Genomic DNA, 17,419 nt, shown 5'->3' on the forward strand with positions numbered 1-17,419 from the left:
CCTGCCTTAACGGGAGATGCCGATCCGGGAGTGGGTCCACTTGAACGAGCTGTTGCTGACGTAGTCGTTGTAGTTCCACCACGTGTAGGTGGCGGTGTCCGGCCACGGATCGCCCACGGCGATGGTGTTGTTGGAGGTGTCGAAGCCGTAGACGACGTTCATGTGGCCACCACCGGAGGTCCATCCGATGCGCGCCCCGAGGGGGCGGGCCGCCTTGACGTCGGTATAGACCTGGTTGAAGGAGGCGGCGCTGCTCAGGCCCGAGCCGGTGTGGGTCATGCCCAGGCTGCTCCAGCCCCTGGCCATGTCGTCGAGCGTGGCCGGCTGGTTGTTGCAGCCGTAGTAGGGCTGGGCCCGGTTGCAGAAGTCGCTCTGAGTGCTGCCGAGGCCCTGGAACTTGGCGATCGTCAGACCGGAGGCGGCCCAGCACCACTGGGTCTTCTCCTGCTTGTACATGCCGATGTTGTCGTAGCCGGATTCCGCCTGGGCCGTGCCCGCGGCGGTCATGAGGAACCCCATGGCCGTCAGTGCGACGGCCGACGCTGCGGGAGTGAATGCCAATCCGCCCATCTTCCTGCCTTCCCGTTCACATGCGATGAATGCCGGGCGATCACAGGAATATGACAGCGTGGAATGACGTCGTCACATAGAGCCAGGACGAAAGTGTGCCTGCATGGGCGAATCCTCACATCAGTGCGATGATCACCTACCTCGGCCGACGCGTCGGCCGCACGCGGCACGCGGCCGAGGACGGGGCGCGCCGAGTCCGGTGCCGATGGGGTGGCCTGCACGCCTCGCGGGGAAGCTGCCTGGCGGGGGCCCGTGGGGGGGGGAGCCGCTACAGCCAGCCGTTGCGGCGGAAGGCGCGGTAGAGGGCACCTGAGGACAGGGCCATGAGTCCCACGGCCAGCGGATAGCCGTAGGTCCAGCCGAGTTCCGGCATGTGCTCGAAGTTCATTCCGTACACGCCGGCGACCATCGTGGGGATCGCGAAGATCGCCGCCCACGCGGAGATGCGCCGCATGTCGTCGTTCTGCCAGGTACCCACCCGGGCCTGCTGCGCGTCCAGCACCGAGTTCAGCAACTCGTCCAAGGTCCGTACCTCGGTGTCCGTGCGGTCCAGGTGATCGGCCACGTCCCGGAGGTACGGCGCGATCTCCGGCTGGTGGTCCTCCTCGCCCGGTCGGTTCAAGAGGCCGTGCACCACCGGGACGAGCGGCTGCACGGCATCGCGGAATTCGCGGACCTCCCGCTTCAGGGAGTAGATGGCCTCGGTGTGGTCGACGCGCGACGCCGAGAAGACCTGGTCCTCCAGCCGGTTCAGCGCGGCCCGCACCCTGTCGGCCGCGTCGCTGTAGGCATCCACGGCGACGTCCAGCACAGCGTGCAGGACGGCCCAGGGACCCAAGCGCAGCATGTCCGGCTCCGCGGCGAGCCGCTGCGCGGCCTCGGCGCAGGGGTCGACCACGCCGTGGCGCACGGTCAGGACGCAGCGGGGCCCGATGAAGACCATCATCTCGCCGGTCTCCACCGCGCCCTGCTCCTCCACGTACCACAGGGTCTTCAGCGCGACGGCCAGGACATCACCGAACCGCTCGTACTTGGGCCGCTGCTGCGCGTGCAGCGCGTCCTCGACGGCCAAGGCGTGCAGGCCCAGCTCCTCGGCCAGCCGGACCAGCTCGTCCTCGGACGGATCATCCAGACGCACCCAGGCGAACTCGCCGTCCCCCAGTTCCCGCACCCGCTTGAGGACCAGGCCGCAATCCGCCTCCGGCGCTTCGCACCCGACGCTTTCCGGCCGGCCGGAGTTCTTCTCGTACACCACGCATTCCATAGCCCGCTCATGCTTCACGAACCGGCCTTCATGCGCGGCTGTGGTCGGCTCGCGCTCACCGCCTTGCGGCGGCGGCCACCGGCCCGGCCGGTGTGCGGGCGGTGACAGGGGTAAAGGGGGCACATGAACGCATCAAGGGATCTGGTGTCCGAGGCAGGCGTGAGGGAGATGATCGGGTGGCTGGTGCACGTCATCGAGGCGGCAGGAGCACTGATCATCTTCGTGGGTGCGGTGTGGGCCTTCGCGCGGTTCGTCACGACTGGCCTGCGCAGGCGCTCCCTCCTTGGCGAATTCAACAAAATCCGCCTCAGCCTGGGACGCTTTCTCGTCCTCGGGCTCGAATTCCAGCTCGCGGGCGACGTCCTGCGCACGGCAGTCGCCCCCAGCTTCACCGAGATCGGCCAGCTGGCGGCCATCGCCGCCATCCGCACGATCCTCAACTTCTTCCTCACCCGGGAGATCGCACAGGAACGCGCCGAGATCGAGTACGACCTGAAGAAGCCGACCCCGCGGGCCCCGACCCCCTGACGCCGCGCGAGCGTGCGGCGCCCGCCTCAGGCCGACATGGGAGCACCCGCCGCGGTCCGTCCGTGCCGGCCGCCCGGGCCCATCCCGTGCCTCACCCCGACTGAGCACCATCGATCACCTCCCCGGCGCGAGGAATCGCCTGCGGCGGGCAGCAGGGGGCCGCGGATGCACATGGGAGAGTCTCCTGCGGACGGTCCAGGCCGACGCCGATGTCGAGGGGCCGTTCACGGGGTGGTCTCACGACGACGATTCAACTACGAGTGACGGCAGCTGCCGCCCATGAGCCGTGCTGATCACCCCGAAGAATCAGAAGCTCAACCCCAGCGGCGCGGTAGCCACGGCGGGCGGCCGTGCGGGCAATGTGCTTCGTCAGCCGGCCAGGATCACGGAGGCGACCGTCCGCCATCCCGCGTCGGTACGGACGGCCAGGTAGAGCACGCGGACACGCTGGAACTCCCGCCCCTGGCTGTCCTGGCGCGCCCAGGTGACCTCGATGTGCGCGGCCCGCTCGTTGAGCACGCGCACCACCGGGTCGAGGGCCTTGCTGCCCCCGTAGTCGGCGTCGCGCAGTGCGCGCAGCTCGTGGGCGAGTCCCTGGGAGAGGGCCTCGGCGGAGGTGAGAACGGTGTGGGCCGTCCCCGTGGTCATGCTGATCGGCACCGAGAAGTAGTCGAGGAGCGGCGCGGGATCGGTGCTCCCCTTCGCTGCCAGTCCGATGAACGTCTCGACGTAGCCGTCGAACCATGCCTGTGCTTCGTTCGCGACGGTGGCCAGATCGGTGTGTGTCATGATTTTCGTGACCTTCTTGCAGAGACTTCAGGTGCGGGTTTCTGGGAGGGAAGTGCGCCATGCCGTCGTGTCACCGGTTCGCGAACGCGTTGGTGCCGGTCAGCTGGGCGGACAGGGTCCACAGGCGTGCGGCCTGTTCGGGGTCGACCGCGTAGGGCCTGACCCCGGGTGCGTCGTCCTGGGAGAGCGGGGCGATGTCGCAGTCGTCCAGGTAGACGCCGCCGATGTGGGCCAGCTGCGGGGAGGTGGCCGCCCAGACCTGGGTGGCGGCACCCTGTTCGGGGGTCTTGAAACTGGGGGCCGTGTTGCCCTGGTCGTCGATCCAGCCGAAGGCGATCATCTCCTCGCGGGTCATGTGCCGCTGGAGCGGGGTCATGACGGCACCTGGGGCGACGGCGAAGGCCCGCACCTGGTGCTCGCGGCCGAGGGCGTCGAGGTGGACGGCGAACAGCGCGATCGCGGTCTTGGACTGTCCGTAGGCGACGGCCTTGTCATAGTCGTTTGCGAACATGACGTCGTCCCAGCGGATCGCCGAGTAGCGGTGTCCGGCAGAGCTGAGCGCGACCACGCGCGCGCCGCCGTCGGCTGCCAAGGCGGACAACAGCCGGTTCGTGAGTGTGTAGTGGCCCAGGTGGTTGGTGGCGAACTGCGCCTCCCAGCCGGGTCCGAGGCGGGTCTCGGGCAGGGCCATCACGCCGGCGTTGTTGATGAGGATGTCGATGCTGCGGCCGGTTGCCAGGAACTCGTCCGCGAAGGTGTGCACGCTGGCCTGGTCGCCCAGGTCGAGCCGGCGCACCTCGACCCCGTCCACTGCGGTCAAGGCTTCCGCGGCCGCTTCCGGGCGGCGGACGGCTGCGACGACAGTCGCGCCGGCGCCCCGCAAGGCGCGTGTGGTCTCCAGCCCCAGTCCGGAACTACCGCCGGTCACGACAGCGAGCTTTCCGGTGAGGTCGAGGCCGGCCAGGACGTCGGCCGTGGTGTTGCGGGCCCCGAAGCCGGAACCGATGGGCTGCTGTGCTGTCATGATCGCCAGTCCTTGCGCGTGGAGCGTCACGGTCGACGCCATAACCGGGGAATTCCCCGGTTAGCCATCACGGTAAGCGGGGAACTCCCCGGTTGTCCAGATAGACTGGTCCCCCTGCCGAAGGGAGCAGCCTTGACCACCAAGCCGAGCGTGTTGCGCGCCGATGCCCGCCGCAACCGCGAGCGCATCCTCGAAGCGGCCGTGCGCGCCTTCTCCGAGAAGGGCCCGGACGTCGCGATCGACACGATCGCCAAAGCCGCGGGCGTCGGCTCCGCCACGCTCTACCGCCACTTCCCCACACGCGAGGCGCTTGTCGAGGCGGCCTACCGCAACGAGCTGGCCCGTGTCTGCGACAGCGCCACGAACCTCCTCGCCGACCATGCGCCGGACCGGGCGATCCGCCTGTGGATGGACGACTTCATCGACTACCTCACCGCCAAGCAGGGCATGGCGGACGCACTGCGGGCCGCGGCCGCATCCGGTGCGGACCCCTTCGCCGAAACCCTCGACAAGCTCGCCACCGCCCTCGGCACCCTGCTGAACGCGGGCGCCGACGCCGGTCTCCTGCGCCCGGACATCGACCCCATCGATGTCGGCTTCGGCCTGGCCGGCATCGGGCTGATCACCAGCGCTCCCGACCAGCGCGAACGGGCCGGACGCCTCCTCGACCTGCTCCTCGACGGCCTCCGGTACGGAGCGGACGGGTCGGCGTCCAGCTCGTGACCCGGCTTCGGCCGCAATCCCCGCCGGGTTTGTGACGTCAGCGGTCCAGCAGCCCCGACCGCGCCGAGGCCCTCTATGATCATGAAAGCTTCCTCCGCCGGTGCGGCGACGCCCAGGACCCCGGCTTCCAGCAGGGCTCCCCACCCACGAACGACTTCCGGCGCAGAGCCCGCCCCCGATCCGGAGAGCTCGCTGCTCGGCGTGATGTACGGCGGCTGTTCGGTCGACACCCCCTATGTGACGTGATCGCACTGCCGACGCTCACCGGCCGTTCAGCAGCTGGGTGGTGGCCAGTTCGCGATAGAGGGCGTCCGCCGTGAGGAGTTCGGCGTGGGTGCCCACCGCCCGGACGCGGCCCGCCTCCATCACGACGATGCGGTCGGCCGTGGTGACCGTGGACAGGCGGTGGGCGACGACGAGGACGGTGATGCGGCCGGCGATGTCGGTGACGGTGTCGCGCAGTGCCGCCTCGTTGGCCGCGTCGAGCTGCGAAGTGGCTTCGTCGAGCAGCAGCAGTCTCGGGCGGCGCAGCAGGGCCCTGGCGATCGCGACGCGTTGGCGCTCTCCGCCCGAGAGTCTGCTGCCGCGGTGACCGACGTCGGTGTCGAGGCCATGGGGCAGGCGGTCCACCACCGCGTCGAGGCGGACGAGGCGCAGGGCGTGGCGGAGTTCTTCCTCCGTGGCGTCGACCGCGCCCAGCGTCAGGTTCTCGCGCAGGGTGCCGGCGAGGACGGGTGCGTCCTGTTCCACGTATCCGATGGCGGCGCGCAGTTCGGCCAGGGGCCACTGCCGCACGTCCTTCCCGTCCAGCAGTACGTGCCCGTCGTCCGGCTCGTAGAAGCGTTCTATGAGGGAGAAGACCGTGGTCTTGCCCGTGCCGGACGGGCCGACGAACGCGGTCAGGCCGCCGCCGGGAACGGTGAAGGAGACACGGTGGTGCACCAGGGGCAGCCCGGGGCGGTAGGCGAAGCGGACCTCGCGGAAGGCCACGCGGGCGGGCAGCGGATCACCTTGCGACCGGCTCTTACGCCCTCCCCCCAGGCTCTCGACCTCCAGGCTCTCGACCTCCAGGATCCGGGCAGCGGCGGCCGATCCGATCTGGAACTGGGCTACCCCTTCCACCAGTTGACCGATCCGGGGGGCGAGTGCGAAGAGGTAGAGGAGGAACGCGACCAGGGTGGAGACCCCGATGGCGCCGGAGGTGACGCGCGCGCCCCCCACCCCCAGCACGACCAGGAAGCAGACCTGGACCACGACCGCCGAGAGGGTCGCGGACACCGCTTCCCAGGCGGCGGCGCGGACACCGGTGCACCGGGCGTGCTCGGCTGCCCGGTACAGCGCTTGCGCCTCCTGCTGTTCGGCACCCGATGCCTTGATCGTACGGAAGGCGCCCAAGGCGCGTTCCAGCGCGGCGCCCATGCGGCCGACCGCCTCCTGCGTGTGCCGGGTCGCCCGGCCGATCCGCGGGGAGACGACGGCGACGACGACGCCGACGAACGCGATCACACCGAGCGTGACCCCGAGCAGCACCGGGTCGAGCAGGCCCATCATGACCACCGTCGCGAGGGTGATCAGGGTGCCGGTGACCGCGGCCGACACCGCCCGGGGGGCGCTCTGCCGCAGGAGCGCCGTGTCGGAGGTGACGCGGGAGATGAGGTCCCCCGGTTCGGTGCGCTCCACCACCGGTACGCGCAGCGCCAGCAGACGGTCCGTCAGACGGCGCCGGGCGGTGCAGACGACGGACTCCGCGGATCGGTCGAGCACGTAGTGCCCGAGGCCGGCGAGGATTCCGCCCGCCGCCACCAGCACGCTCAGGGCGACCACGGGGCCGTACGCCGGACCTCCTCGGCCCATGTCGTCCATCACCTGTTTGGCCGCCAGGGGCTGGGCCAGGCCCAGCACGCTCCCGAGCAGACCCAGCAGGACGCCCACGCCCATGCGGCCGCGCTGAGGTCGGAGGTGCCCGATGAGGGCGTGCATCGCAGGGGGCACGGGCTCACTCCACCGCGAAGAAGCGCTGGAAGTATCCGGCCGGCGTGCCCTCGCCGACCGCTTCGCCCTCGGCTTCCACCCAGGCGTGCGCGGCGAACGGCGGGCGGGTGCGTACCCCCACGCACCAGGTGGGCCACTGGCCGCGGCAGCGGCACAGCAGCACCGTGGCCAGGGACCGTGGCAGGCAGCCCTTGTGCCCGCCCGCGGCCAGGCTCACGGCGAGCACCGTCTCCCGGGCCGCTTCCGCCTCGGTCAGCGTGGCGGGCCGGGATCCGCGGCGGAGCAGGGCCAGCACGGCCCGGATCCGCCGGGGCGGCAGGGTGGCCAGCACGTGGGCGCAGCCGATCACGATGCGCGCCCCGAGGCGGCGGGCCAGGGGGACGGAGCGGGGGCGGTAGGGAACGGCTTCCGGGGTCGACATCTGTGCGTGTCCCTTCAGCGGGGCGGCCGGTGGGGCGGCGGGCCGGCGGTCCATGCCCGGCGGCCGTGGCCGGCTACGGCGTGATGAGCCCTGCGGAGCGGAATTCCTCGACGATGCTCATGACGTCCTGTGCGGCCACGTCGGTGTCGACGCCCTCGTACCGTTCGACGAGGGCCGCTGCCGCGCGTTCGGTGCCGTGCCCGTCCAGGAGCTCGCGGAGCACGACGGCCGCCGTGGGGTTGAGGGTCCAGTACTCGGCGCTCTTCTGATCGAGCAGGGCCATGCCGTACTCGGTCTCGGTCAGCAGCACCCCGGGCTTCAGCGTGCACATCGGATCACCTTTCCCGTTCCGTCAGGGGGCGCCGCCTCGGGGACGGCGTCATTTCGCGGGAGCGCAGCCATACCTCGCAGGCCACCGTCGGGTGCAGCAGGTAGCTCTCGCTCTCGGCCGACAGGGCGCGGCGGCACCACTCGCGCAGTGCCTTCACGTCGACGAGACCCAGCCGGGCGAGGCGCGACTCCTCGCGCAGGGCCAGCAGGCGGGCACGGTGGCGGCGCAGTCCCGCCTCTTCCTCGAAGGTGGCGTTGGCCTTGGTGCCGCGGGTGCGGCTGGCCTCGGGGACGATGCCCCGCATGGCCTCGACGATCAGCGGCTTGTACCGCCAGGGAGTGATCCGCTCCTGCGGCCGGACGGCGAGGGCCGCCTCGATCACCCGGTCGTCGTAGTAGGGGGCCGCGACCGTGATGCCCAGCGGGGCGGCCATCTGGCCGATGTGCCGGGTCCATTGGGAGATGCCGTCCATCGCGGCCAGCTCCCGGTGCTCGCCGTGCCCGCGACCTCGGGGCTCGGCGTCCGGGAGGTGGATGCGCAGCAGCTCGCGCACCGCCTCCACGGCCTCGGGCGTGGCCCAGCCGGGCATGCGGGGCGGCGCCGACCAGTCGAGCAGCGGTTCGTCCGCCGGGGCCGGGGCAGCGTCCAGGTCGCGGGCGACCCGGCCGAGCCAGGCGCGGTAGGAGCGGCGGTCCAGCAGCTGGCGCAGCACGCGCCATCGGGACCACTGGTACTTCGCGGTGTATCCGCGCAGGTCCCGCAGCGCGGTGAGGGGATGCGTACCCATCAGCGCGTGCAGGCGGGCGGGCGCTCCGGCGAGGAGTTCGTCGCCCCCCAGGCCGGTCAGGTGCAGGCTCGATCCGCGGGCTGCCGCCAGGGCGACGATGTGCATGCGGCGGTTGCGGTCGACCGTGAGGATGCTGGGGGTGTCCAGGAGGTCGTCGAGTGCGTCGATCCCGTCGAAGGTCATGGCCAGTTCGGCCGCCGGGACGACGTGGTGCTCGACCGTTCCCAGGGCCTGGGTGGTCCGGCGCGCCCAATACACGTCGTCACCGAGTTCGTCGTGGATGGCCGCGGTGTACGCCGCGACCTTCGCGTCCCCGCGGGCGGCGGCGCAGCACACGGCGGTGGAGTCGAGGCCGCCCAGGTCCGCCGTCACCAGCTCGCGCCCGCGTGTGCGCGTGGCGACGGCGGCGGTCAGCGCCTCCCGGAAGCGCACGGCGCCTTCGGCCAGGGACAGGTGGGGCTCGGGCGGCGACCACCAGCGGGTCTCCTGCGCCCGTCCGTCGGGGTCGAGCGTGAGGTAGTGGCCGCCGGGCTGGGCGTGTACGCCCTTCCACATCGGGGAGCCCGACAGCGGGTGCGGCACGCCCAGGGTGAGCAGTTCCAGAGCGAGCCGGCGTTCGTCGAGGGGCGCGCCGACCAGTTCGGCGAGGACGTCCGCCCGGTCGGAGGCCAGGCTGACGCCGCCGGCTGCCGGGAGAGCGGCATCGGTGAAGAACACCCGCCTGATACCGACGACGCCGCCCTGGACCCGGACCCGTCGGTCGCGGCTGGCCACGAGGTGGAGGCTGCCGGCCCAGGTGGCGCTGATGCGGTCGAGCGCCGACAGGGACGTGCCGTCGACGGCTGCGGCGGCGCGCCGGGCCGCTTCGGCGGTGACGGAGTGTTCGCCGAGCACGGCGATGCGGGTTCCTCCGCACTCCCCCACCACCATGCCGGAGGGTGTCCAGCGCCCCACGAGCCAGGGGCGTCCGGATCGGTGGCGCAGAGCCTGCTCGGCGTGGGCGAGCGCGTGGGCGGCGATGGTGGCTGCCGCGTCGGTGTCGGGCAGGACGACGAACCAGGTGGGCAGGGCCTGGAGTGACAGGGAGTCTTCCACGACTACGGCCTTCGGTCGGCGATGCGCGGGGAAGCAGGCGGCCGGGAGGCAGGCGGCCTGGCGGGCGGATGGCCTGGCGGGCGGCGGATGGGGGCCGCCGCCCACCGGCCCGGCCGCCGCCGCCGGTACAGCGGCGCGGCCGGGCCCTCATGTCAGAGGAGCTGCTTGCCGCCGAGGACGTCCTTGGGCCCCGTGTTCTTGATCCCGGTCACCTTGCGGAAGCTGCCGGCCTTGGTGAGGGTGGGACGCTCATACGTCATGGTCGAACTCCTTTTCGCTGTGGGGACGTGTGGTCTGCATGCGCATGCGGCGGTTTCCGATCCGGAGACCGGTCATTCCGCTTTGACCACGCTACGTAGGACGAGCGGATCATCACAGGGCGCTTCCGGGTTCGCTCGCTGTGCGCCCACGGCGCTCAGGCGGCCCCGCGCGCCGCCGAACGGTTCCGTCCGCCGCCTCTTTCGAGGACATCCGACCGCATGCGCCCCGCCCGTACCACCAGGGACGCAAAAACATACTTTTCGGCGGCGCGCGGACCCGCAATCCCTGACGGCGAACAGCGCCGCAACCCGCCCTCGCACAGGCATGGGTGAAGCGCGGCAGGGCATCCGGGGCGATGGGGGCGGGCCGGCTGCGCCGTTGAGCCGCCCGTCGACGTCAAGGTCTGTGAGGTATGAGGGGTGAGAAGGTGAAGGGCTTCCGCAGCTTCATCCTGCGCGGCAACGTGGTCGACTTGGCCGTCGGCATCGTCATCGGAGCGGCGTTCACCGCGGTCGTCAACGGCTTCGTCGGCGCCTTCCTGACACCGCTCGTGGGGCTGGCCACCGGGGCCGCCGGCGACATGAGCCGCAAGACCTTCACCGTGGGCGCCACGGAGTTCCCCTACGGGGCCTTCATCAACGCGGCGATCAGTTTCCTCCTCCTCGCCTGCGCCCTGTACTTCCTCGTCGTACTCCCGATCAACAAGCTTCACGAACGCCTCGCCCCGCACCACGACGTCCAGGCCCCCAAGCGGGACTGCCCCGAGTGCCTCAGCCCCGTCCCCGCCCAGGCCCGGCGCTGCGCCTCCTGTACTGTCCCGCTGCCCGCGGTGCCCGCCCAGGCCGGGGAGACGACCCAACGCGCCGGATGACGCCTCTCACAGGGAGAACACCTCCTCTTCCGCGCAGCCCGCGCCTTATTGCGTTGCAGGGATGTCCGGACACGTCTTAACCTCGGGTGGTTCCGTCGGTGCCCGCTCCGGGGCCCGGCGCCGTGTTTCGAGGTGATGACGTATCTCCCAGGCCAAGTAAGTAGCCGCTCGTTCCGAGGCTCTTTCCGGTTGTCCGCGAAGGCGGGCTTCCGACGCATGCCTCGACGGCGGTGCTCCCCGATGGCCTGGGCTCGTTGCACCCTGCTTTCCCCTGTCGCGCTGTAGGCGTGCCGGGGCATGCCCAGGCCTGCCCCCGCCCCCTATTCCTTCTGTACGCGAACAGGAATCTTCCTCGTGTCAACCGACACCCATACCCACGGTCACCCACGCCCCACGGGGGCCGGCCGTGCCGCCACGATCATCCTGGTCGTGGTGCTGATCGCCGAGCTGATGAACGCGCTCGACGGATCGATCGTCCACACCGCCCTGCCCTCCATCCAGGCGGACACCGGCGCCTCCAGCGCCGCGGTGCAGTGGATCCCCGCCGCCTACTCCCTCACCTTCGCCCTCGCCCTGATCACGGGCGGGCGCCTGGGTGACCTCTTCGGGCGCAAGCGGGTCTTCATCGCCGGCACCGTGCTGTTCACGCTGGCGTCGCTGCTGTGCGGGACCGCGACCGGCCCCGAGTTCCTGGTGGCCGCGCGGGCCCTTCAGGGCGCCGGGGCGGCGGCGATGGTGCCGCAGGTCATGGCCACCATCGCGGTCACCTTCCAGGGCGAGTCGCAGGCCAAGGCGTTCGGCATGTACGGCATGATCATGTCGCTCGGCGGCGTCCTCGGGCCCGTCCTGGGCGCCGTCCTGACCTCCGCCGACATCGCCGGTCTCGGCTGGCGGGCGATCTTCCTGATCAACCTGCCCATCGGCCTGGCCACCGTGCTCTTCGCCCTCCGGTTCCTCCCCGAGTCCCGCGAGCAGCAGGCCAGGCGTCTGGACCCGCTGGGCATGCTGCTCTCCAGCGGGGGTCTGCTGCTGCTCGCCTACCCGCTCACCGTGGGCGGCGAGAAGCACTGGCCGACGTGGAGCTTCGTCATGCTCGTCGCGGGTGCCCTGGTGCTGGCGGCGTTCGTGGCCCAGCAGCGGGCGAAGACCCGCAAGGACGGCTCCGCCCTGGTGGCGCTCTCGCTGTTCCGCAGCAGGGCGTTCGCCGGCGGGCTCGCCGCCCAGCTGGTCTTCGGCCTGGTCTCCGGCGTGTTCCTGCTGACGTGGGTGCTGTTCATGCAGTCCGGCCTCGGACTTTCGCCCGGGCAGTTCGCTCCGGCGTCCGTCGCCATCTCCATCGGCGGCATGGCCGGCGCGATGCTCGCCTCCAAGTGGGCCGGCGCCCATGTGCGGCGCGTGCCGCAGGCCGGGGCGGTGCTCATCGCCGCAACGCTGGTCGGCTACCAGCTGCTGGTCTCCGCGCAGCAGACCTCGATGCCGTTCACGGCCGCCGTCGCCCCGATGATCCTCGTCGGGGCCGGCTTCGGCATGGTCGGCGCGGGTCTTGCCGGTCTCACCCTCAGCCAGGTCGGCCATGAGGACGCAGGCTCTGCGGCGGGACTGTTCAACACCGCCATGCAGCTCGGCACCGCACTCGGTATCGCGACGGCCTCCGTGGTGTTCTTCGACCACGCCCCTGCGGGAAGCCACGGCACCACCGTGACGGAGGCGTTCGCGGGCAGCGTCTGGTACGTCGTCGCCGCGCTCGCGGTGATGTGGGCGCTGATGTTCCGGCTGCCCAAGCGGGCCCACGCCGGCTGACGGGCGGCGGGCGGCCGTTGTCCCCGGCGCTGCCGTGACGGATATCATGCGTCCGGACTCACGCGGTGCCGCCGAGGGGACCACGCAGTGTGGAGTTCCGGTCAGTGAGAGGCTTGCGAGGGTGACGGCAAAAAGCAGTGACATCGAAAAGGCAGCCGGTGTGCTGCGCGCCGGAGGCCTGGTGGCCCTCCCGACCGAAACCGTCTACGGCCTGGGCGCCAACGCCGAGGACCCGGCCGCGGTCGCGAGGATCTTCCAGGTCAAAGGGCGCCCGCCGTCCCACCCGCTGATCGTCCACATCGGCGGCGCGGAGCAGCTGGCCGACTGGGTCGAGGACGTGCCCGCGACCGCGCGCCTGTTGGCCGAACACTTCTGGCCGGGGCCGCTGACGCTGGTCCTGCGACGCGGTCCCCGAGTGCCCCTCGAGGCGACGGGCGGCCTGGAGACGGTGGCCGTGCGCGTGCCCGACCACCCCGTCGCACTCGCGCTGCTGTCCGCCTTCGGCGGCGGTGTCACGGCCCCCTCCGCCAACCGCTTCGGCTCGGTCAGCCCCACCACGGTGGACCACGTCCATGCCGAGCTCGGTGACGCCGTCGACTTCGTCCTGGACGGCGGGCCCTGCGAGGTCGGCGTCGAGTCGACCATCGTCGATGTCACGGGCGAGATCCCGAGCGTTCTCCGGCCCGGCGGGGTGACGAGCGAGGACCTCGAAGCGGTGCTGGGGTACCCGCTCGCGGTCCCTACGACGAGCCGCGTCCGGGTGCCGGGCCAGCATCCGTCCCACTACGCGCCGCGGGCGCGGGTCGTCCTCGTCGAGCCCGAGAAGGTCGTCGCCGAAGCGGAGCTCGCGCAGGAGCTGGGGCACCAGGTCGGCGTCTTTCTCCCCGCCTCCTCCGCCGGCGCTCCGGTGAAGGCGCACGCCGTGGTGGCGGTCCCCGGTTCGATGGCCGCCTACGCGCGCGGGCTGTACGGGTTCCTGCGCGAGCTCGACCAGCAGGGGTGCGACCTCATCGTGGCGTCTCTGCCCGTGGAGGACGGGCTGGGGCTCGCGATCGCCAACCGGCTCCGCCGCGCCGCCGGGCCCCGGCCCTCCCCCACCGGCAGCGCCCCTCGTCACTGAGCTCTTTCAGAGTGGCCACTGATCGAGTCCGCAGCCGTCCTCACCCTGGAACGTCAACGCTGGTGCATCTCATGGGCGCCCGCGTCCCAGGGTGAGGACGGATCGGCACGGGCCGTCATCCGGCCGGGAACCGTCTCACGACCAGACAAGTCGACCTTCGGTGACCCGACAGACCGGCCAGCTTCCATCGGCGATCCTCGTCAGCGTCTCCGCTACGGAGTCGAAATACCGGGCCATCGATGCGTACTCGCCCGTGACCGTGGGAGCACCCACGAACCAGCGGCCGACGCGCCCGTCCCGCACATCGATGAACTTTCCCGTCCAGCCGTCCCGGTCCGACAGGAACGGGATCCACTCGTTACGCCAGAACGGGTGGTCCGGCTGGTCCGGAGGGTCGAATCCGCAGGAGCTGGAGCGGTTCGCGTAGAGCCTCTCCATCGCCCGGATGCCCAGAAAGAAGCTTCCCTCGTCTGGAAACCCGTCGAAGCCGCAGCACATCACGTCGTGGTCGAAATCTTCCTCCGGCAGATCCGGATTGTTCTGCAACAGCCACGTCCGCAGGTCCCCATGAAGGGAGATCCCCATCCGTTCCTCGGCTGCTGCGAGCATCTGCTCCGTAGCGGGCCCCGGCAGATCCGCGTGATCGGCCGGCGCGTGCTCCCGAAGAAGACCCATCACACGCGACCAGCTCTCAGCCACACTCATCGCCCTCCGGCCTCTGTCCTCTGTGTCCTCTCTACAGCGACGCGGAGTCGACGGTGGCCTCGAGGCCGCGGGTCGTCACCAGGTGGGCGCTGCCGTCGGCCAGCCGGTAGGACAGGCCCACCACGGCGGTCCGTCCGGCCTTCACCTGTTCGGCGAGCACCCTGGAGCGGTCCAGCAGCAGGTCGACGGTGTGCCGTACGTGCTCAGCTATGACGTCGCTGTCCTCGGTCAGCCCGGCGGCGCGGGCGGCCAGCACGCTGGGCGTGACCCGCTCGATGACGTCCCGAACGTACCCGGGGGCGGCGACCCCGTCCTCCACCGCCGCACGGGTGGCCGCGACCGCACCGCACGAGTCGTGGCCGAGCACCACCACCAGGGGGCAGTTCAGCACGCTCGCCCCGTACTCGATGCTGCCCAGTACCTCCGGCCCGGTCACGTGGCCCGCGGTGCGGACCACGAACAGGTCACCGAGCCCCCGGTCGAAGATGATCTCGGCGGCCAGGCGGGAGTCGGAGCAGCCGAAGAGCACCGCGAAGGGGTTCTGGGCCGGTGCGATCTCGGAGCGGCGTGCGGCGTCCTGGTTGGGATGTTCCGGTGTTCCCGAGACGAATCGCTGGTTGCCGGCCAGCAGCATCTCGAAGGCTTGAGCGGGAGTCGGCATCGAGGTGTCAGTCATGGTCGCAGACTACGATCCGGCCCAGGTCACCGCACCATGCGGGGTGACCCCCGCGCTGCCCGCCGGCAGTCCCGGACGGCGGCCGAGGCCATCCCGTCGCCTTCGAACGAGACCCGGCCGCCCTGCTGCCCTGCGCTCGCGCACACCACCACGACGTTGCCGCACATGTTTTCGACAGAGCCGAAAAGGCGATAATGCTCTCCATGGTGCACGTGTGCCAGCGGGGGGCGAGATGAAGTACGACCTGTCCGACCGCCTCGTCATAGGGATCGCCTCCAGCGCCCTGTTCGACCTCACCGACTGCGACGCGGTGTTCAGGGAGCAGGGCGAGGACGCGTATCGCGCCTACCAAGAGGCCCACGTCGACGATGTCCTGGACAAGGGCGTGGCCTTCCCCTTCGTCCGGCGCCTGCTGTCGCTGAACGACCTGGCCGAGCCCCTCGATCCGCTGGTCGAGGTCATCATCCTGTCCCGCAACGACCCGGACACCGGGCTCCGCGTCATGCGTTCCATCGCGGCGCACGGCCTGCACATCAGCCGGGCCGTGTTCCGGCAGGGCCGGTCGACACACCGCTTCATGCCCGCTCTGAACATGTCCTTGTTCCTGTCGGCCAACGGTTCGGACGTTCGCGATGCGGTGGCCGACGGAATGCCGGCGGGCCATGTGCTCACGACGGAACGGGTCGATGACGACGCCGACCGGGAACTCCGCATCGCCTTCGACTTCGACGGTGTACTGGCCGGCGACTCCTCCGAGCGGATCTACCAGTCCGCCGGCATCGACGGGTTCCGCGCACACGAAGTCCTCAACGCGACCACCCCGCACGACCCCGGCCCCTTGAAGGAATTCCTTTCAGGCATCAACCGCATCCAGCGTCGCGAAGAGGAGGAGCGCCGTAAGAACTCCGCCTATCGGCCCCGCCTCCGGGTGTCCTTGGTCACCGCCCGGGACGCCCCCGCGCACGAACGTGCCGTGCGGAGTCTCCAGCAGTGGGGACTCCGCGTCGACGAGGCGTTCTTCCTCGGCGGCATCGACAAGGCCGCCGTGATGCGTGCCCTCGATCCGCACATCTTCTTCGACGACCAGGTCTCCCACCTCAACGGCACGGCACCGGCCACCCCGAGCGTTCACGTACCGTTCGGAATCGTCAATGCACCCCCGCGCATGCCCGGATGAGACCAGCTGGGTCGGGAACTCCCGCCCAGGTGGCGATGACCACCTGCCTGGAAGCGCCTGCACCTGGCAGGTGCCCGTTCAGGAGCGACGATGGCCCGACAGCGGCAGACTCCCGGTGGAACGCGTCCCTCCCGGCGGCGCTGGGCTCCGCCAGCAGCCCTGCCGGGCTTCCTCGCTCTGCTCGTCCTGGTGTTCGTCGTCTCCTACGGGGTCGGCTCGCTGGCCGGTCCGATCGCGCCCGGCATGCACGCCGACGAGACCGCGCCGTGGAGAAGGGGAGTCCCGGGGGCCACGGCCACGGTGGTTCGGGCGGCGCGCGGTGTGCCAGCGGCCGCCGGTCAGGATCTGGATCTCCACGGTCACCTTGGCCTTGGCCCCGCCGCTGTCCTTGTCGAGCCACCAGCCGTGCGCGGAGATCGTCGGCGGCGGGGTGCTGGAGTAGTGGACGGCGTCGCCTCCGGTCTGGAACACGTCCACGGACTCCGCCATGGACCGGGTCGCGTCAGGCTCGGGCGGTGACGTTTCTGCACTCGCGGACGCTCCTGGACGCTTGCCCTAAGGTTGAACAGCCTCGTCCCGGCCACCTCCCGGCGTACCGGAGGGGTCACCCACACGACTCAATTCCACGCGCCTGAGCACCCGTTACGGCACGTCGACCGGTCAGGTGAGACACCGCAGCGTCCTCGCCGGTCGGGCAGCGATCACGTCCGCGCCCCGGGTACGGTCGTCCCTCCCCTCAGCGAGGCCGGACCGTGCAGTGGAGATCGGCGAGATCATGCACGTTCACGTCTTCAGGCGGGGTCGGTAACGGGTTGGAGAGGAGCCGGGCCGGCCCATGGCCGCAGACCAGCCCTGCGAGATCCGCTCCTGTTCGACGCGCAGGAGATTCTCAAGGAGCTGCGGAGCAGGGCGAGTCGAGGCGATGGCCTCGGCGGGGCAGCCGCGCTTGATGAGCCAGGACTGGGCCATCGCCGGAAGCGGCAGCGTGGCGTGCTCGAAGCTGTACACCTTGGCTGGGATGTCTCGTTCGAGGCATAGGGCGACCAGCTGCGGTTCGCCTGGGACTCCCCACGTGACGGCGCCGTTGTGGATCACGTAGTAGCTGTGGCGGTCATCGGGGCTGTGGTGGGCGGCGAGCGTGGTCATCGAGTCGCGGTCCGAGTCGATGTGATCCCAGAACGCCTCGTATGCGCGGTCATTGACGGGTTCGAAGCCGTCGGGTCGGAAGTCAGGCCGGTAGCCGGTTCGCGGCATTCAGCTCATTTCGTGTCTGCAAGGGAACCGG

19 protein-coding genes are annotated in these 17,419 nt (G+C 70.7%); 6 read left to right on the forward strand and 13 right to left on the reverse strand.

The features are described 5' to 3' along the window. Window positions 1-6: 6 nt before the first annotated feature. Window positions 7-561: a papain-like cysteine protease family protein gene (locus AB0D45_RS09585; RefSeq protein ID WP_361604029.1), complete on the reverse strand. Its 555-nt coding sequence runs from the start codon at window positions 559-561 to the stop codon at window positions 7-9. Window positions 562-838: 277 nt separating this feature from the next. After that, the gene (locus AB0D45_RS09590; protein WP_362456490.1) at window positions 839-1,834 is read right to left on the reverse strand and encodes a magnesium and cobalt transport protein CorA; all 996 of its coding nucleotides are present in this window, start codon (window positions 1,832-1,834) and stop codon (window positions 839-841) included. Between the two features lie 123 nt (window positions 1,835-1,957). Here AB0D45_RS09590 and AB0D45_RS09595 point away from each other — a divergent pair, with 123 nt between their 5' ends. Then, the gene (locus tag AB0D45_RS09595; RefSeq protein WP_362456492.1) at window positions 1,958-2,362 is read left to right on the forward strand and encodes a DUF1622 domain-containing protein; all 405 of its coding nucleotides are present in this window, start codon (window positions 1,958-1,960) and stop codon (window positions 2,360-2,362) included. A gap of 369 nt (window positions 2,363-2,731) precedes the next feature. Here the strand turns inward: AB0D45_RS09595 and AB0D45_RS09600 are convergent, their stop codons facing one another. Further along, window positions 2,732-3,151 carry a hypothetical protein gene (locus AB0D45_RS09600; RefSeq protein ID WP_362456495.1) on the reverse strand — a complete coding sequence of 140 codons (420 nt, stop codon included), beginning with the start codon at window positions 3,149-3,151 and terminating at the stop codon, window positions 2,732-2,734. A 70-nt stretch (window positions 3,152-3,221) separates the two neighbouring features. Next, window positions 3,222-4,175, reverse strand: coding sequence for an SDR family NAD(P)-dependent oxidoreductase (locus tag AB0D45_RS09605; RefSeq protein ID WP_362456497.1), 954 nt, complete (start codon window positions 4,173-4,175; stop codon window positions 3,222-3,224). Window positions 4,176-4,307: 132 nt separating this feature from the next. Between AB0D45_RS09605 and AB0D45_RS09610 the strand changes: the two genes are divergently transcribed. Further along, the gene (locus AB0D45_RS09610) at window positions 4,308-4,898 is read left to right on the forward strand and encodes a TetR/AcrR family transcriptional regulator (protein ID WP_362456500.1); all 591 of its coding nucleotides are present in this window, start codon (window positions 4,308-4,310) and stop codon (window positions 4,896-4,898) included. Window positions 4,899-5,159: 261 nt separating this feature from the next. On the opposite strand, the gene AB0D45_RS09615 is transcribed toward AB0D45_RS09610, so the two are convergent. From AB0D45_RS09615 to AB0D45_RS09635, 5 genes are all read right to left on the reverse strand, one after another. Continuing rightward, on the reverse strand, window positions 5,160-6,878 hold the full coding sequence (locus tag AB0D45_RS09615) for an ABC transporter ATP-binding protein (RefSeq protein WP_362456584.1): 1,719 nt from the start codon (window positions 6,876-6,878) through the stop codon (window positions 5,160-5,162). A 16-nt stretch (window positions 6,879-6,894) separates the two neighbouring features. Continuing rightward, window positions 6,895-7,311, reverse strand: coding sequence for a lasso peptide biosynthesis B2 protein (locus AB0D45_RS09620; RefSeq protein ID WP_362456503.1), 417 nt, complete (start codon window positions 7,309-7,311; stop codon window positions 6,895-6,897). 73 nt (window positions 7,312-7,384) lie between these two features. Beyond that, entirely contained in the window at window positions 7,385-7,642 is a 258-nt protein-coding gene (locus tag AB0D45_RS09625) for a lasso peptide biosynthesis PqqD family chaperone (protein WP_361604050.1), read from the reverse strand. Window positions 7,643-7,646: 4 nt separating this feature from the next. Beyond that, window positions 7,647-9,524 (reverse strand): lasso peptide isopeptide bond-forming cyclase, encoded by a 1,878-nt coding sequence (locus AB0D45_RS09630; protein ID WP_362456506.1) that lies wholly within the window; start codon window positions 9,522-9,524, stop codon window positions 7,647-7,649. Between the two features lie 152 nt (window positions 9,525-9,676). Then, window positions 9,677-9,784, reverse strand: a complete 108-nt coding sequence (locus AB0D45_RS09635; protein ID WP_158688462.1) for a keywimysin-related RiPP — start codon at window positions 9,782-9,784, stop codon at window positions 9,677-9,679. Window positions 9,785-10,197: 413 nt separating this feature from the next. Between AB0D45_RS09635 and mscL the strand changes: the two genes are divergently transcribed. The 3 genes from mscL (at window position 10,198) to AB0D45_RS09650 (ending at window position 13,576) form a co-directional block, all read left to right on the forward strand. Continuing rightward, the gene (gene mscL, locus AB0D45_RS09640; protein ID WP_362456509.1) at window positions 10,198-10,656 is read left to right on the forward strand and encodes a large conductance mechanosensitive channel protein MscL; all 459 of its coding nucleotides are present in this window, start codon (window positions 10,198-10,200) and stop codon (window positions 10,654-10,656) included. Between the two features lie 354 nt (window positions 10,657-11,010). After that, the gene (locus tag AB0D45_RS09645) at window positions 11,011-12,456 is read left to right on the forward strand and encodes an MFS transporter (RefSeq protein WP_362456512.1); all 1,446 of its coding nucleotides are present in this window, start codon (window positions 11,011-11,013) and stop codon (window positions 12,454-12,456) included. A 121-nt stretch (window positions 12,457-12,577) separates the two neighbouring features. After that, window positions 12,578-13,576: an L-threonylcarbamoyladenylate synthase gene (locus tag AB0D45_RS09650; RefSeq protein WP_362456515.1), complete on the forward strand. Its 999-nt coding sequence runs from the start codon at window positions 12,578-12,580 to the stop codon at window positions 13,574-13,576. Window positions 13,577-13,711: 135 nt separating this feature from the next. Here AB0D45_RS09650 and AB0D45_RS09655 read toward each other — a convergent pair whose 3' ends face one another. Both AB0D45_RS09655 and AB0D45_RS09660 read right to left on the reverse strand, forming a co-directional pair. Beyond that, complete coding sequence (locus tag AB0D45_RS09655; protein ID WP_362456518.1) at window positions 13,712-14,281, reverse strand: SMI1/KNR4 family protein; 570 nt, start codon at window positions 14,279-14,281, stop codon at window positions 13,712-13,714. A gap of 31 nt (window positions 14,282-14,312) precedes the next feature. Beyond that, window positions 14,313-14,957 carry a carbonic anhydrase gene (locus AB0D45_RS09660; protein ID WP_362456521.1) on the reverse strand — a complete coding sequence of 215 codons (645 nt, stop codon included), beginning with the start codon at window positions 14,955-14,957 and terminating at the stop codon, window positions 14,313-14,315. A gap of 232 nt (window positions 14,958-15,189) precedes the next feature. Here AB0D45_RS09660 and AB0D45_RS09665 point away from each other — a divergent pair, with 232 nt between their 5' ends. Further along, on the forward strand, window positions 15,190-16,134 hold the full coding sequence (locus AB0D45_RS09665) for a 5'-nucleotidase (RefSeq protein WP_362456587.1): 945 nt from the start codon (window positions 15,190-15,192) through the stop codon (window positions 16,132-16,134). A gap of 78 nt (window positions 16,135-16,212) precedes the next feature. Here AB0D45_RS09665 and AB0D45_RS09670 read toward each other — a convergent pair whose 3' ends face one another. Together AB0D45_RS09670 and AB0D45_RS09675 are read right to left on the reverse strand one after the other, a co-directional pair. Next, a complete protein-coding gene (locus tag AB0D45_RS09670; RefSeq protein WP_362456524.1) occupies window positions 16,213-16,605 on the reverse strand; it encodes a hypothetical protein in 393 nt (130 codons plus the stop codon). A 312-nt stretch (window positions 16,606-16,917) separates the two neighbouring features. Then, window positions 16,918-17,388: a hypothetical protein gene (locus tag AB0D45_RS09675; protein WP_362456527.1), complete on the reverse strand. Its 471-nt coding sequence runs from the start codon at window positions 17,386-17,388 to the stop codon at window positions 16,918-16,920. Window positions 17,389-17,419 lie beyond the last annotated feature (31 nt).

This window comes from Streptomyces sp. NPDC048352 (genome assembly GCF_040651895.1).
Lineage (GTDB): Bacteria > Actinomycetota > Actinomycetes > Streptomycetales > Streptomycetaceae > Streptomyces.

Bases quoted from the DNA above. Each gene is read 5' to 3' on its own strand.
- AB0D45_RS09665 (WP_362456587.1), top strand. From the start codon at position 15,190: ATGAAGTACGACCTGTCCGACCGCCTCGTCATAGGGATCGCCTCCAGC.
- AB0D45_RS09675 (WP_362456527.1), bottom strand. From the start codon at position 17,388: ATGCCGCGAACCGGCTACCGGCCTGACTTCCGACCCGACGGCTTCGAA.
- AB0D45_RS09655 (WP_362456518.1), bottom strand. From the start codon at position 14,281: ATGAGTGTGGCTGAGAGCTGGTCGCGTGTGATGGGTCTTCTTCGGGAG.
- AB0D45_RS09590 (WP_362456490.1), bottom strand. From the start codon at position 1,834: ATGGAATGCGTGGTGTACGAGAAGAACTCCGGCCGGCCGGAAAGCGTC.
- AB0D45_RS09600 (WP_362456495.1), bottom strand. From the start codon at position 3,151: ATGACACACACCGATCTGGCCACCGTCGCGAACGAAGCACAGGCATGG.
- AB0D45_RS09625 (WP_361604050.1), bottom strand. From the start codon at position 7,642: ATGTGCACGCTGAAGCCCGGGGTGCTGCTGACCGAGACCGAGTACGGC.
- AB0D45_RS09595 (WP_362456492.1), top strand. From the start codon at position 1,958: ATGAACGCATCAAGGGATCTGGTGTCCGAGGCAGGCGTGAGGGAGATG.
- mscL (WP_362456509.1), top strand. From the start codon at position 10,198: ATGAGGGGTGAGAAGGTGAAGGGCTTCCGCAGCTTCATCCTGCGCGGC.
- AB0D45_RS09605 (WP_362456497.1), bottom strand. From the start codon at position 4,175: ATGACAGCACAGCAGCCCATCGGTTCCGGCTTCGGGGCCCGCAACACC.
- AB0D45_RS09635 (WP_158688462.1), bottom strand. From the start codon at position 9,784: ATGACGTATGAGCGTCCCACCCTCACCAAGGCCGGCAGCTTCCGCAAG.
- AB0D45_RS09620 (WP_362456503.1), bottom strand. From the start codon at position 7,311: ATGTCGACCCCGGAAGCCGTTCCCTACCGCCCCCGCTCCGTCCCCCTG.
- AB0D45_RS09615 (WP_362456584.1), bottom strand. From the start codon at position 6,878: ATGCACGCCCTCATCGGGCACCTCCGACCTCAGCGCGGCCGCATGGGC.
- AB0D45_RS09660 (WP_362456521.1), bottom strand. From the start codon at position 14,957: ATGACTGACACCTCGATGCCGACTCCCGCTCAAGCCTTCGAGATGCTG.